Below are 15,064 nucleotides of genomic sequence, written 5' to 3'. Positions count from 1 at the left end.
ACACTCCTTTCCAGACATCGTTTCGGCGATCGTTACCGCCGGTGAGTCACCACCCGCACTTCTCTTTCCAGAGAAACGCCGGTCTTTTCCAGCACCACTTCCTCAATGTGCTCCATCAAGGCGATCACATCAGATGCAGTGGCCTTGCCGGTGTTGACGATGAATCCGGCATGCTTGGGAGAAACCATGGCTCCCCCGATCTGATATCCCTTCAGGCCGCACTGCTCGATGAGTTCCCCGGCATAGTGGCCTTCGGGGCGCTTGTAGACGCTGCCGGCGGAAGGCTGATCCAAAGGCTGCTTCTCCCGGCGGCGGGCGGCGTAATCGCTCATCTTCTCCTGAATTTCCTTCTGGCCTCCCGGCTGAAGCTTGAACTCGGTGTAAAGCACCACATTTCCCGGCTTCTCCTTAAACAGGCTGGTGCGATAACCAAATAGATGATCCTGGGGCGCCAGCATATGCAGTTTGGCATTTGCGTCCATATAGCAGGTACGCTGCACCAGATTTCCCACTTCTCCGCCGTAGGCCCCGGCGTTCATGCACAACGCACCGCCCACAGTACCGGGAATGCCCTGGGCAAATTCCAAACCGGTGAGGCCGTTCTGGGCCGCCACCGTGGCCACCTGGGACAGAAGTGCTCCGGCTTCTGCCCGGATCACCCCGCCGTCATCCACATAAATGCCCCCATAATTGGGCACCGTCTTGATCACCAGTCCCTTGTACCCCTCATCGGGGAAAATCAGATTGGAGCCATTGCCCATAACCATGCAGCGGAAGTTGTTCTTTCCCGCCAGATAGACCAGGCTCACCAGCTCCCGGATGTCCCGGGGCTGGGCCAGCATGGCGGCGGGGCCGCCCACCTGCATGGTGGTGTGACGGCTCATGGGTTCATCCCAATAGATCTTGATATCTTCTTTTTCAGCGGCTTGGCTCAAGGAATTGTTCTGTTCCATAGTGTCCTCCCAATGCGCACAATATTCTACTATAATTATAGCACAAACCCCTCTCCATTGGTAGTGGAGAGGGGAGATTTCTCCCGCCTATGGGAAAGAAAAAGGGCGGACATCCGGTCCGCCCTTGGGCAGGTGTGGTCTAATCGTTTTCTTCCGGGTTCTGCTGGGCCAGCATGGTGCGGTACAGCTTGTCGCTCAGCTCTTTGGCGGCGTTGTGGCCCATGCGCTTGTTCCGGTTGTTCATGGCGGCCACTTCCAGGATCACCGCCAGATTCCGCCCAGGATGCACCGGAATGGTCAGGGCCGGTACCTTGATATCCAGGATGGTCATGGTCTCTTCGTCCACACCCAGCCGGTCATAGGGTTTGCCGTCCTCCCATTTTTCCAGACGCACCACCAGATCCACTCGCTCGGTGGGCTTCACCGAGCCCATACCGAAGATGCGACGCACATCGATGATACCGATGCCACGCAGCTCGATAAAATAGCGGATCATTTCCGGCGCCGAACCGACCAGCGTCTTGGCCGACACCTTTTTGATGTCCACGGCGTCATCGGCGATGAGCCGGTGGCCACGCTTGACCAGCTCAATGGCGGTCTCGCTTTTGCCGATGCCGCTGCCGCCCAGCAGCAGAATGCCTTCGCCATACACCTCCACCAGCACGCCGTGAAGGGTGGTGGTGGGGCCCAGGTGCACATGGAGGGAAGAGGTCATGGCGGCCATCAGGTCGGTGGTGTATTCCCCGGATCCGGCCACCGGCACGCCGTATTTTTCGGCCATGGCCAGGCACTCAGGGAAGGGTTCATAATCCCGGGCAAAAATGAGCAAGGGGATCTTCTTTTCAAACAGCAGCTCAAAGACCCTCTCCCGCTGGTGGGAATCCAGCCCCTGTAAAAAGGCCCACTCCACTTTTCCCAGCACCTGGATGCTTTCGGCATCAAAATGATCGTAAAAACCCACCAGCTGCAGGCCCGGACGGTACACATCCATGCTGGTCACATGGGACTCCAGACAGCCCACCGGCGCATAAAACAGATTCAAATGAAATTCATCGATGATCTGATGCAATTTGACAAAGGGTTTCTCCATCGTCAAAAACCTCCTTTTAACATCGGCCACGCGGCCTGTCCTATCTGTTTCCATTATAGGGGATGGAAGAAAATTTGGCAACAGAATGATTTTTTTCGAATAATCCTTGATTTTGAAAAACAGTTGTGGTAATATAGCTTGTGTCGCTTTGTAGCTTATGGGTAAAGGAGGTGCAGAGAAAATGGCAAAGTGTGATATTTGCGGCAAGGGCGTCAGCTTCGGCATCAAAGTCTCCCATTCACACAGAAGATCGAACCGGACCTGGAAGCCGAATGTGAAGCGTGTAAAAGTGCTGATCAACGGCACTCCCAGCCATGTCAATGTCTGTACCCGGTGCCTTCGTTCCGGCAAGGTCACTAGAGCTATCTAAGGCCTTTCCCTGGAATATGTGTGAAACATCAAACCCTCTGCTTTGGCAGAGGGTTTTTGATTTTCCTTTCTTTGTTATACACAAAAAGCCTGCCCGGTTTTTCGGACAGGCTTTTTCTTTTACCAGTTGATATGCTGCATCCAGCTTTCCTGGGTCTCGCTCTTTTTATCCCGGGTCATCAGCGCCCGCACAGTCTCGTCCAGAGGCTTGCCCTCATAGAGCAGACCGTAAACCGCCTGGCAGATGGGAAGTTCCAGATCCTTCCCCTGGGACAGGGCGTGAACGGCCTGGGCGGCAAAATACCCTTCCACCGTGGCCCCCACCTTCTGGATGGCCTCTTCCGGAGAAACACCTGAGCCGATGAGCAATCCGGCCCGCCGGTTGCGGGAATGCTGGGAAATACAGGTGACGATCAGATCTCCCACGCCGGAAAGGCCGGTGAAGGTCTCGGGCCGTCCACCCAGAGCCACGCCGAAGCGGGCCATTTCCATGATGCCCCGGGTCATCAGCATGGCTTTGGTGTTGTCGCCAAAACCGGCGCCGTCGCTGATGCCCACAGCCAAAGCCACGATGTTCTTCATGGCGCCGCCCAGCTCGGCTCCCACAATGTCCGGGGTGGTATACACCCGGAATACCGGGTTCATAAAGACCTCCTGGGTCAGGGCCGCCGCCTGCTGGTTCACGGAAGCGGCCACCACAGCGGTGGGGATTCCTCTTCCCACTTCTTCGGCGTGGGAAGGGCCTGTGAGGGCCACCACCGGCACCTCGCCCAGGAACACCCGCTCCAACAGATCGGACAAGAGCGAATAACCGCTGTTTTTATCAAAGCCCTTGGACAAAAGCACCATCACCTGGTTTTTGCTCACATAGGGCCGCATCTTCTGGGCGGTTTCAAACACAGCAAAGCTGGGCACCGCCATCACCACCATATCAGCCCCCTGCACACAGGCGATATCGGTGGTCACCTGCACCCGCTCCGGCAGAAGAATGCCGGGGAGCAGCGCGGGATTCTCCCGCTTTTCCTGCAAAAGGGCCGCTTCTTTGGGATCAAAAGACCACAGAGTCATGTCGTGGCCGTTTTCGCTGAGCATCTTGGTGGCCGCAATGCCCCAACTGCCCGAACCGATGACAGAAATCTTCATAGTAACCTCCGGCCGCGATGGCCCTGCTGAAAATGGATCTATTTTTTCTTACCCAGCTTGGATTCTTCTCCGTGCAAAAGCCGTTTGATGTTGCTGCGGTGCTTCCAGACCACAATGACCGCCGTACACAGGCCCGCTGCCAGATAGCCGGAATGATCCCGGTAACAAACAAGGAGCCCTGCGGCAAAAGCCACCGCCGCCATTATGGAAGCCAACGACACATAGCGGGTGAACACGGCCACCAGCAAAAAGACGGCCAGCACAAAGAGAAAGATCCGCCAGTCAAACACCAGGATCATAGCGGCGGCGCTCATGACGCCTTTGCCGCCTTTGAATCCATAATACACCGGAAAGATATGTCCCAGCACTGCCACGCATCCTGCATAGAGTACGGCCTGCGGCCCCACCAGGATTTTAGCCAGCACCATAGCCAGCGCCGCTTTGAGGCCATCCCCCAGCACCACCAGCAATGCCTTTTTCACTCCGAAATTCCGCAGGGTGTTGGTAGCTCCTGCATTGCCGCTGCCCATCTTGCGGATATCGGTTTTGTAAAAAAGTTTGGAAACGGTGATGGATGTGCTGAAAGACCCCATCAGATAAGCGCAGACCAAGGCCAGCGCCCAGGCCCACAGGCTGTGCGGAAACATTTCTTCTCCCCCTCAACTATTTTGATGGTCAATTTACATCCAGTTTACAACAAAGGGTACCGGTTTGTAAACCGCAAAACAGGAAAAAGAAGCCTATTCTTCTCCTTTTTGCCGTACAATCATCTTGATGGGAGTGCCTGTGAGAGAAAAGACTTCCCGGATCCGGTTTTCCAGATACCGGAGATAGGAGAAGTGGAACAGGCGGGCGTCGTTGCAGAAGCAGACAAAAGTGGGGGGCTTGATCCCCGTCTGGGTGATATAGTAAATCTTCAGCCTGCGGCCTTTGTCTGTGGGGGGCTGCACCCGCAGGGTGGCCTCAGCCAGAATGGTGTTCAGCGTGCCTGTTGTGATCCGCATGGCATTGTTCTGGGCCACGGTGTTGATCAGGGGGAACAGCTGCTCCACCCGCTGGCCGGTGAGGGCCGACAGGAAGATCACCGGGGCATACTGCATATAGGCCAGCCCTTCCCGGATCTTCAGCTCAAATTCCCGCTGGGTGTTGGTTTCTTTTTCCACCAGGTCCCACTTATTCACCACAATGACGGCGGCCTTGCCGTTTTCATGGGCATAGCCGGCCACCTTGGTGTCCTGTTCGGTGACGCCCTGGGTGGCGTCGATCATAATCAGGCACACATCGGCCCGCTGAATGGCCATGATGGACCGCAGAGCACTGATTTTTTCAATGTCCTCGTCCACCCGGGCTTTTTTCCGGATACCGGCGGTGTCCACCATGATATAATCGCCGTATTTGTTGCTGACCCGCTGGTCAATGCTGTCCCGGGTGGTACCGGGCACATCGCTGACGATGACCCGCTCCTCCCCGGCGATGCGATTGAGAAGAGAGGATTTGCCTGCATTGGGCTTGCCGATGATGGCCACCCGGATGCAGTTTTCCTCTTCTTCGCTCTCTCCGGCATCCGGAGGAAAATAAGCGTAGCAGGCATCCAGCAGATCGCCAGTGTTGTTACCGTGGATGGCCGACACGCCGATGGGGTCGCCCATGCCCAGGTTGTAAAACTCATAGAACTCCGCCGGCGGATCGCCGGGAGCATCCAGCTTGTTGACGCAGAGCACCACCGGCTTTTTGGACCGCTTGAGCATGGCGGCCACATCCTGGTCGGCAGCGGTGACGCCGGTGCGCACATCGGTGATGAAGATGATCACATCGGCGGTGTCAATGGCGATGAGCGCCTGCTCCCGCATGAATTTCAGAATTTCGTTGTCGGTTTTGGGCTCGATACCGCCGGTGTCGATGAGCTCAAACACCCGGCCCCGCCATTCACCCTCGGCATAGATCCGATCCCGGGTGACGCCGGGAGTATCCTCCACAATGGACTGTTTCCGGCCGATGAGCCGGTTAAAAAGCATGGACTTGCCCACATTGGGCCGTCCCACAATGGCAATGACAGGCTTTCGCATAGCTGCCCCCTTTCGATCTTAACGGCGTGAAAGCCGCCTTCTCTCTATTCTTCCCAGGGGAAGATGGCGTCACAGAAGGCGCCGCCGTCCACCGGCAGCACCCGCACCTTTGTCCCCAGTTTCTGCTCCATTTCCTCCACCGACACATCGTCCAGAAAGACGGTCTCGCCGTGGCGAAGCATACAGTCGGGAATCCACAGTTCTTCTCCCGGCCGGAGCACATCCTTCACCTGGCGGATGATATCCCCGCCGGTGAGCAGGCCGGCCACAACCACACCGTGGCCGAAAAAGTCGTTTTTCACCGGCTGCACCCGTCCCTGCAAGTTCGGGCACTTCTCTTTACACAGCGCCACCATTTCCTCCATAAAGGGAGCGGCGGACACGCCGGTGGCGATCAGGAAGGCCGGAGGATTTTCCGTGGGCTCAGCCATCAGCAACGCCCCCTGGAGTTCCTGGCGGAACAAAGACATCAGCCCCACACCGTTTTCCAGCTGGGGATAACCGTTATAGTATTCCTCCCCCGGCAGCGGCCATCCTGCTATGAGGTAAAACTCGTCGGCTGCATAGAAAAAGGCTTCACCGTAAGTTTTCAGGCACTTTTCCCGGGCCTTGTCCACCACTCCGATGATCTGCCGGGCTTTTTCCCGGTCCACCGGGCGCAGCGGCTCCAGCCCTTCCCGGTGACGGGTCAGACCCACCGGCGCCAGAGCCACATGGGCGATGCTGGGGTGCATGGCCGCCAGATCTTCCAGTGTCCGCTCCAGCTCTTCCCCATCGTTCCAGCCGGGGCACACCACGATCTGGCCCATGATCTTGAGTCCGGCCCGAGCAAACCGCCGGAGGTATTCCAGGCTTTCCCCACCCCGTGGATTGCCCAGCATCCGGCTGCGAAGATCCGGATTGGTGGTGTGGATGGACACATTCAGCGGGGAAATGTGCATGGCGATGATCCGCTGTACATCGGCCTCGCTCAGATTGGTCATGGAGATATAATTGCCCATGAGAAAGGAGAGACGGGCGTCATCGTCTTTGAAATACAGCGAAGGACGCATCCCTTTGGGCAGCTGGTCAATAAAGCAAAAGACGCATTTGTTGGCACAGCTGCGCTGCTTGTCCATGAGATAGGTCTCAAAATCCAGCCCCAAAGGTTCCCCCTCGGCCTTTCCGATGGAAAGGAACTTTTCCTCCCCGTCCTTCTCCTGGCTCAGGGTCAGCTCCAGGCGGCTGTCATAGGAATAAAACTTGTAATCCAGCACATCGCGGATGGGATGGCCGTTGATCTTTTGCAGCCACCATCCAGCGGAGATCCCGGCTTTCTCAGCCGGGCTGCCCTGATCCACATGCACAATCTTAGCTGGCACAGGCCGTTCCTCCTTTTCGGCAAACATTTGGTCAAAAACATCCGCATAACAAAAAATAGAGAAGGTGGTGTCCCCTCTCTATCTTTCATGCGTGTGTTATTTGCTGACCTCGACTTTGAGGACCTCACGGCCTTTATATGTGCCGCAGCTTCTGCATGCTCTGTGGGGCATGACCAGTTCGCCGCACTTGGGGCACTTGACCATACCGGGAACTTCCAGCTTCCAGTGGGCACTACGCCGCTTGTCTCTTCTCTGTTTCGAGATTTTACTCTTCGGGACCGCCATCGGTGACACCTCCTCGATCTATGAAAACATATTATTTATTCCTGAAAAAGCTGTGTGAGCTTTTGAAGGCGTGGATCGATCTCCCTGCGGTCACAGCCGCAGTCTCCTTCGTTCAAATCGTGGCCGCACTTGGGGCACAGTCCCTTGCAATCCTCTTTGCAAAGCACTGTCAGTTCCATGTGCAGAAGCAGCTCTTCCCGGACGATGTCGTCCAGCTCAAAGCTGTCCCCTTCCACCACATACACATCCTCGGCCAAATCATCGCCGCTGACCGTCTGGGTGATGACCAACGCAAGATCCAGATCTTTCACATACTCCACCGGCTTGCCGCAGCGGGCACAGCGGGTGGAAACGGGAACCGAAACGGCGGCGGTGAGATAAAACACATCGGCCTTGTTTTCCAGTTTCCCCTGGACCTTCACCGGCCCCTGAAACGGACGCTCCCCATAAAGCTCCTCTTCCGCCAGGGAAAAGGCATAATCAAAGGGCAGACACATCCCCTCGGAAGCCAGCACATCACGGAGGTTGAGCAGCACAAATACACACCTCCCACAATGATACATCGAATATTATAGTGTTCTGCCGAGGGTTTGTCAAGAAATAGTTTCAAAAAACCCACATTTCCCAATTTTTCACCCTGGCTTCAGGCGGCCTGTTTGCAAAAGACAGCCGCTGGTGTATAATGATACCACAACTTTAAGAAAAAAACAACCCGACAGGAGAACGCCATGCGAGAGATGACCATCGGCAAAAACGACGCCGGCCAGCGTCTTGACAAGTTCCTTCAAAAAGCCCTGCCCTCACTGCCTCCCTCCCTGATGCACAAATATGTGCGTCTCAAGCGGATCAAATGCAACGGCAAACGGTGCCAGACCAGCGACCGGCTGACCGAGGGAGATGTGCTTTCCCTTTATATCAATGATGAGTTTTTCCAGCCTGTAAAGGAAGAGGAAGCCTTTCGCCGGATCACTCCCCGGCTGCACATTCTCTATGAGGACGATCACATCCTTTTGTGTGACAAGCGCCCGGGCATGGTGGTTCATGAAGACGACCAGGGCACGCTGGACACCCTGATCAACCACATCAAGGCCTACCTCTATGAAAAAGGAGAATGGGACCCGGACAAAGAGCGATCCTTTACCCCTGCTCTGTGCAACCGGATCGACCGGTACACCGGCGGCATTGTCATGGCCGCCAAGACAGCAGAAGGGCTGCGGGTGCTCAACGAAAAGATCCGGCTGCACCAGGTGCATAAATTCTACCTTTGCCTGGTTCATGGCACCCCATCCCCCCGGCAGGCCGTCATTCAGGATACCCTTTTGAAAGACAGCAAACAAAACCAGGTGCGGGTGGTGAAAAAGAACACCCCTGGCGCCCGTACTGCATCCATGAGCTACAAAGTGCTGCAAAGCCGGGGCAAGCTCTCTTTGGTGGAATGTGAGCTCTTCACCGGCCGCACCCATCAGATCCGGGTGCAGCTGTCCCATCGTGGCTGGCCCTTGGTGGGCGACACCAAGTACGGCACCATGGAGCGCAATCGCCCCTACGGCATGACCCACCAGGCCCTGTATTCCTACAAGCTCCATTTTTCCCAGGAGGGAGACTGGGGAGAGCTTTCCTATCTCAAGGGCAAGACCTTCCAGGTGGAAGATGTGCCCTTCCTTCCCTTCTTTTATGATCAATCAAAAAACTGATACAAGAATAAAAAGCCGTCCCTGGGGACGGCTTTTTGTTCCTCATTTTATACAGTCCGATCCATAAAGCGGTAGAACATCAGCGCCATCTGCTCCCGGGTCGCGGTATCCTGGGCCGCAAACCGGCCGCTGCCATTCCCCTTCACCATGCCCAGCCCCTGGGCAATGGCGGCATAACCGTAATATTCCTTGGGGATCTTTCCGGCATCGCTGAAATTGCACTGGTAAATCTGCCACATTCCGGCCGCTTTGCCATAGCCCGACATATCCAGAATGATCTTCACCAGCTGGCCCCGGGTGATCAGGGCATCCTCCTGCCGCTGGTTCTTTTCCAGGATCCCCAGCTCATAGGCACTCCAGTACAGGCTTTCCAGCTCTTCCGGCACCCGAGGATCGTAATACTGCCCCTGGGCCGACACCAGGAAGGCCAGCAGATCCGCCTGAGTCAATGCCTTGTCCTTTTGGAACAGATCGCTCTTAAAGCCCACCCCCATCTGGGCCAGGGCTAAAATCTCGCTGTCTCCTTCCTTCACATCGGTATAGGAAACCTGCACCTGCTCCCACTGATTGCGCAGAGCTTCGCCAGACAGTGCATCCACACCATAAACCTGCTTGGCTTCCTCCGCATACTGATAGGCCAGCATCAATTTATCCCCTTGATCGGTGGGAGCCGCCGAATACCCCAACTCCACCGGACGGGCTTCCTTCCAGATGTTCTCGGCCTGCTCCAGGGAGATGATCCCCTCTTTGCCTGCAAAGGTCACATCTTCATCCCATTGCCCCCGGAAGGACAGCAGGTCGCCGGTCTGCTTGTCAAAACTCATGCGATAATAGTTTTCCGGGAAAGGCACGCCATTTGCCTGACGCACCAACACCACGCCTTCTCCTTGCAGACTGCTTCCCTCATAGGCTCCCACCTGGCTGAACTGCTGGGGGAAATAGGTTTCCAGGAAGGCCCGGCCTTTGGCCATAGCCGCTTCTCCTTCCAAAGCCTCCCGCTCTTCGTCTCCAAAGGCAAAGAACCGGATCAGCTGTCCATCGGAAGCATTGACGGTGGCTATTTTATATTCCCGTACCTCTCCTTTCTGCCGTGTATAGCTGAGGGAGGCGGTATAGCGATCGTCTTCCTTGTTATAATAGTAGGCCGTCTCGGCCAGCTGAAAATCCTGCAGGGCCAGCTGAGGCATTTGCCGCAGCAAACTGTCCAGTTTCTTTTCTTCCAGGACCTGATCCAGCTTGCCCAGCCCTTCCAGCTCCACTTTGCTCAGGCCGCCGCCCGCATCAGATTTGCTGCCTCCGCTTTCCTGATCGCCGGATCCCTCATAATATTCTTGCCGCAGCTGAGACAGGTTGACCGCTTTTCCGGTAAAGGCATCCACCACATAATTGTCCCCGCTCACCGGCACATAGCGCAAATGAGCCTGCTGGCTCTCTGTACCATTTTCCATCTGCCGGGTGTATTCCAGCTGAAGCTTCTGCGTTCCCTGCAAAGTGCCCCGGCCCTGTTCCAGAGTCACCGAAGGCTTGGGGTTGTCCACACCGCCCCGATAGTGCTCCGGATTGGTGCGGCGATAGGAGATCACCGTTCCATCTTCCCCGTCCAGAGTGATCCGTCCGGACAAGGGGGAAGGCAGACCATGAAGGGCGATGTCAAAATAAAACCGGATCTCATCGCCGCCCCGGCTGATCCGGGAAGCGTCCAGCTTCACGCTTTCCCCTTCCAGCAGCAGCTTGTCGATGAAGGCCTGGGCCAACTTCAAAGCCTGAGCGTCACTCACCTTGGGCACAGAGGGAGCAAACCCCGGCTCCTGAGAGGAATAGTCCCCATCATCCAGCCGGTATTCCATCACTTGCCCTTGAGAGGTCGCTTCCACCGTCAGCCGCAGCTCATCCAAGCTCCAGTTGAGCACCCACAAAGGCACCCCTTCGTCGGTCTGATACTCGCTGTGGAAACCGGTGTACTCATCGCCGATCCCGAGAAGAGCCTTGACCTTCCCGGTGACCTGCTGGGCCTGCTGATTCCACTCTTCCGATGCTCCCCAAACGCCGGGGGCCATCCCCAGCAGAAGCACCATTGCCACGATCCACGCCATGATCCTTTTCATGTCCCGTCCTCTCCTTTCGTGTTTCAAAGAGCTGCTTACTTACTTTATTAGACGATTCCCTTTTCCAAAAGTTCCTTTTTCTCCCTCTTCTAAATCTTTTCGTCTTTTTGCATAAAATATGCTAGATAGTTATAGACACATTCAATAATATCCCTTTACCCTATCGCAATATTAAATAATTAAATAAAGGTTGCATTCGCCTTTTTCCCCGCTGCAATACCCTAATCTACGGCGTATGATCCTGCCGTACAGAAAAGGGGCAGAAATGTCACCGGAACATCAGCCGGGGCCGCTCCGGTGACATTTCAGGCCGAAATAAGTACATTTCGTGCAGTTGACTGCACAAACCGCGAAAAATATGCTATACTCAGCGTGTAAACCTGCAAACCGATCCGGGGGCGCCCCCGGACCCGTAGGAAGAACTCCCTACGGGATACCCCCTGCCCGCGGGAGCTATGCCCCCGGCAGGGAATGAAGTGAAGGAGGAGACCTATGAAAAAACGAATTTTAAGCTGTTTTATGGCGCTGGCCCTGTGCCTGACGCTGCTGCCAGCCACGGCGCTGGCGGCGACGCCGCACACGCACCCTATCTGCGGGAAAACCTGTTCGCATACAGGTTCAGGCATGCCGCACCCGGACAACGCCTTTGAAACGAAGCTGTACAGCGAAAGCGGTGATTATAGCTGGCATACTAAAAAGGGTATGAGCGATGCTGCGAATCTTGAGCTTGACACCACAAACAACCAGTGGAAACTGCCGGCAGGCAACTATTATCTGGACGGTGACACGAGTAATATTTATAAGACCGAACGCACTATTAAGATCACGGGCAATGTCACCATTTGCCTGAACGGCAAGGAGATTCAAAAAACAAAAGGTGATGCAACCCCCGTGTTCGAGGTTCCATCCGGCTTCAGGCTGACCCTGACGGATTGCAAAGGTACCGGCAAGGTTACATGCGGCACCACCTCGATCGACTCCGGCAGCGGCGTGTATGTGACAGGCGGCACCTTCGATCTATACAAAGGCCAGATCACCGGAAACAAGGGGCAAGAAGGCGAGAACACTGATCGCTACGGCGGCGGCGTGTATGTCAGCGGCGGCACCTTCAACATGTACGGCGGCGCCATCACCGAAAATACCGCGAGCTACGGCGGCGGCGTGTATGTGAAAAGCGGCACCTTCAACATGAACGGCGGCACCATCACCAAAAACACAAGCGACAGGGGCAGCGGCAACGACAGCGGCGGCGCCGGCGTGTATGTGGAACAAAACGGCAATTTCATCATGAACAACGCCGCCAGCGTCACCGAGAACAAGATAAAGCGCCTGAGCAACGGCGGCGGCGTGTATGTGAACGGCGGCACCTTCACCATGAACGGCACATCAAGCGTCACCAACAACATAGCGGACTACAACAGCGGCACCCTCAACGGCGGCGGCGTGTATGTCAGCGGCGGCAACTTTGAAATGAACAAAAACGCCAGCGTCACCGGCAACAAGGCGAACCGAGGCACCGCCCTCAACGGCGCCGGCGTGTATGTGACCGGCAAGAGCAGCAAGTTCGAAATGAACAACAGCGCCAGCGTCAAGGACAACACGGCGAACCAAGGCGGCGGCGTGTATGTGGAAAGCGGCACTTTCAACATGAACGACGGCACCATCAGCGGCAACACGGCGAAAAACGACAAAACGCCGAGCGACACCAACGGCGGCGGCGTGTATGTCAACAAGAGCGGCACTTTCAACATGACCGACGGCACCATCACCGGCAACACGGCGACGAACACCGACAAGAAGAACACCACCTACGGCGGCGGCGTGTATGTCAGCGGCGGCACCTTCAACATGAACGGCAACGCAACGAGTGTCACGGGCAACACGGCAACCAACGGCGGCGGCGTATCTGTGTCATCCGGCAAGTTCAACATGAACGACGGCAAGATCAGCAGCAACACCGGCAACGGCGTGTTTGTGAACAGCGGCACCTTCACCGTGTCCAACACGCCGACCGTCACGGGGAACACAAAGGGAAGTACTGACAGCGCTGCCAGCAATGTGTATCTGGCTGGGGGCGCCTACATCACCATTGACAAGAAGGGTCTGACCGACGGCGCAAGCATCGGCGTGACCAAGAAGAAGGAGGTCGACAACGGCGTCATTGCCACCGGTGTGAATCAGGATTACAGCAGCAAATTCTTCAGCGACGACAACACATATAAGGTCAAGTACAAAAACAACCAGCTGGTGCTGGAGAGGATCGCCGGGACGCACACCCACATCTGGAGCTATCAAACGAAAGGCGACGATTCTTCGACGATTTATGTCAGCTGCACAGGCGATGGCAACTGCGAACACAAAACCAAATCCGCGTCTGTGAAGATCAGCATGACACAGTCCACCTATCCATATTCCGAAAATATGGAAGCGCCCACGGCGAAATTAACCTATTCCGATAATTGGCCCACGGACGTGGCAAAAGCCCAGGAGTCTGACATCACCTATTGTGAATTCGCCGCCAGCGGCGATTCTACAGAAATTTCCGGCGCTCCCACCAAGGTCGGCAAGTACATGGCAAAAATCACCGTGGGCGGCCAGACCGCTTCTGTGAAATATGAGATTGTCTCCAGCACGACCGGGAAGCAGGAACAGAATACGCTGTATGTGACATCCGACAAAGAATACCTTGCCGTTGGCGAAACGCTGACTCTTTCGTTCAAAGGCGGCTCCGGCTCCGGTGCAGTGGAGTACAAAGTGCTCGGTGGTGGAACCGGCAAAGCTAAAATTGAGGGCGATGTGCTGACCGCCGAAAAGGCGGGAACGGTGAAGGTCACAGCTGTCAAGAAGGGTGACGCGACCTTTAAGGATGCCGTTAGCGAGCCCCTTCCCATTACCATTACCGAGAAAACCGGCGGCACCACGCCTTCTCAGCCCGGCGGCTCTTCCTCCGGCGACTCCGGCAGCTACGACAGCAACCCCATCATCAAGACGGAGACGAAGAACAATCCGGACGGCTCCACCACCAAAACGGAGACCCGCAAAGACGGCACCGTGACCCAGACCACCACCGGCAAGGACGGTTCTGTCTCCAAGACCACCACCAACCCCAACGGCAGCTCCGTCACCGAAAATAAGGCCGTCGACGGCTCCACCGGCACGGTGAAAACCGGCAAGAACGGCCAGACCGAGGCGAACGCCAAGGTCAGCGATAAGGCCATTGAGAACGCCAAGAAGAACGGCAAGCCGGTCAAAGCTCCCGTTGAGGTGGAGGCCGGCCGCAATTCCGGCACCGCCCCCACCGTCAAGGTGGAGCTGCCCCAGAACTCCGGCAAGACCGAGGTGGAAATTCCCGTTTCCAACGCAAACGCCGGCACCGTGGCGATTATCGTCCGTCCCGACGGCACCGAGGAGATTTTGAAGGATTCCATTCCAACCAAGGATGGCATCCGGCTCACTGTGGACGGCAGTGCAACGGTGAAGATCGTGGATAATGCCAAGAACTTCATCGACACCCAAAACCATTGGGCCAAGGACGAGATCAACTTCGTCAGCGCCCGTGAGCTGGTGAACGGCATAAGCGCCACGCGCTACGCGCCCGACGCCACCGCCACCCGCGCCCAGCTGTGGACGATCCTGGCCCGGCAGAACGACGCGGATCTCTCCGGCGGCGCCAACTGGTACGAAAAGGCGCAGCTGTGGTCCAAGGATAAAGGTATTTCCGACGGCACGAACCCCGACGCCACCATCACCCGCGCCCAAATGGTCACCATGCTGTGGCGCACCATGGGTCAGCCCGCCGCAACGGATAAGGTCAGCTTTGCTGATGTTCCCGCCGGCAGCTACTACGCGCAGGCCGTGGCCTGGGCCGTGGAAAGCGGCATCACCCAGGGCGTGGGCGGCGACCGGTTCGACCCCAACGCCACCTGCACAAGAGCACAGATCGCAGCCTTCCTGGCACGCTCCATGAAGTAATGCGAAAAAACACAGCCCCGGTACCT

At 56.4% G+C, this 15,064-nt stretch carries 12 protein-coding genes; 3 read left to right on the top strand and 9 right to left on the bottom strand.

Going from position 1 to position 15,064, the window contains the following annotated elements:
* Positions 1-32: 32 nt before the first annotated feature.
* Complete coding sequence (gene murB / locus KQI26_RS10825) at positions 33-953, bottom strand: UDP-N-acetylmuramate dehydrogenase (RefSeq protein ID WP_216504421.1); 921 nt, start codon at positions 951-953, stop codon at positions 33-35.
* Positions 954-1,092: 139 nt separating this feature from the next.
* Positions 1,093-2,043: an HPr(Ser) kinase/phosphatase gene (hprK, locus tag KQI26_RS10820; RefSeq protein ID WP_216504420.1), complete on the bottom strand. Its 951-nt coding sequence runs from the start codon at positions 2,041-2,043 to the stop codon at positions 1,093-1,095.
* A gap of 181 nt (positions 2,044-2,224) precedes the next feature.
* Between hprK and rpmB the strand changes: the two genes are divergently transcribed.
* Complete coding sequence (gene rpmB / locus KQI26_RS10815) at positions 2,225-2,413, top strand: 50S ribosomal protein L28 (protein ID WP_118428351.1); 189 nt, start codon at positions 2,225-2,227, stop codon at positions 2,411-2,413.
* Between the two features lie 119 nt (positions 2,414-2,532).
* Here the strand turns inward: rpmB and KQI26_RS10810 are convergent, their stop codons facing one another.
* The 6 genes from KQI26_RS10810 to KQI26_RS10785 form a co-directional block, all read right to left on the bottom strand.
* Positions 2,533-3,555, bottom strand: a complete 1,023-nt coding sequence (locus KQI26_RS10810; RefSeq protein WP_216504419.1) for an NAD(P)H-dependent glycerol-3-phosphate dehydrogenase — start codon at positions 3,553-3,555, stop codon at positions 2,533-2,535.
* Positions 3,556-3,593: 38 nt separating this feature from the next.
* Complete coding sequence (gene plsY / locus KQI26_RS10805; RefSeq protein WP_118747925.1) at positions 3,594-4,202, bottom strand: glycerol-3-phosphate 1-O-acyltransferase PlsY; 609 nt, start codon at positions 4,200-4,202, stop codon at positions 3,594-3,596.
* A 93-nt stretch (positions 4,203-4,295) separates the two neighbouring features.
* Positions 4,296-5,621, bottom strand: a complete 1,326-nt coding sequence (der, locus tag KQI26_RS10800) for a ribosome biogenesis GTPase Der (RefSeq protein ID WP_216504418.1) — start codon at positions 5,619-5,621, stop codon at positions 4,296-4,298.
* Between the two features lie 44 nt (positions 5,622-5,665).
* On the bottom strand, positions 5,666-6,982 hold the full coding sequence (locus KQI26_RS10795) for a DUF512 domain-containing protein (RefSeq protein WP_216504417.1): 1,317 nt from the start codon (positions 6,980-6,982) through the stop codon (positions 5,666-5,668).
* 96 nt (positions 6,983-7,078) lie between these two features.
* Positions 7,079-7,267 (bottom strand): 50S ribosomal protein L32, encoded by a 189-nt coding sequence (rpmF, locus tag KQI26_RS10790; protein WP_118747923.1) that lies wholly within the window; start codon positions 7,265-7,267, stop codon positions 7,079-7,081.
* A gap of 35 nt (positions 7,268-7,302) precedes the next feature.
* The gene (locus tag KQI26_RS10785; protein ID WP_216504416.1) at positions 7,303-7,803 is read right to left on the bottom strand and encodes a DUF177 domain-containing protein; all 501 of its coding nucleotides are present in this window, start codon (positions 7,801-7,803) and stop codon (positions 7,303-7,305) included.
* A 192-nt stretch (positions 7,804-7,995) separates the two neighbouring features.
* Between KQI26_RS10785 and KQI26_RS10780 the strand changes: the two genes are divergently transcribed.
* Positions 7,996-8,961: an RluA family pseudouridine synthase gene (locus KQI26_RS10780; protein ID WP_216504415.1), complete on the top strand. Its 966-nt coding sequence runs from the start codon at positions 7,996-7,998 to the stop codon at positions 8,959-8,961.
* Between the two features lie 47 nt (positions 8,962-9,008).
* On the opposite strand, the gene KQI26_RS10775 is transcribed toward KQI26_RS10780, so the two are convergent.
* The gene (locus tag KQI26_RS10775; RefSeq protein ID WP_216504414.1) at positions 9,009-11,066 is read right to left on the bottom strand and encodes an S-layer homology domain-containing protein; all 2,058 of its coding nucleotides are present in this window, start codon (positions 11,064-11,066) and stop codon (positions 9,009-9,011) included.
* A 492-nt stretch (positions 11,067-11,558) separates the two neighbouring features.
* Here KQI26_RS10775 and KQI26_RS10770 point away from each other — a divergent pair, with 492 nt between their 5' ends.
* Positions 11,559-15,038 (top strand): S-layer homology domain-containing protein, encoded by a 3,480-nt coding sequence (locus tag KQI26_RS10770; RefSeq protein WP_216504413.1) that lies wholly within the window; start codon positions 11,559-11,561, stop codon positions 15,036-15,038.
* Positions 15,039-15,064: the final 26 nt, after the last annotated feature.

It is taken from the genome of Intestinimonas sp. MSJ-38 (assembly GCF_018917925.1).
In the GTDB taxonomy this organism is placed as follows: Bacteria; Bacillota; Clostridia; order Oscillospirales; family Butyricicoccaceae; genus Pseudobutyricicoccus.
The sequence above is the reverse complement of the archived record's forward strand: the minus strand, read 5'-3'. Positions and strand labels throughout refer to the sequence as shown.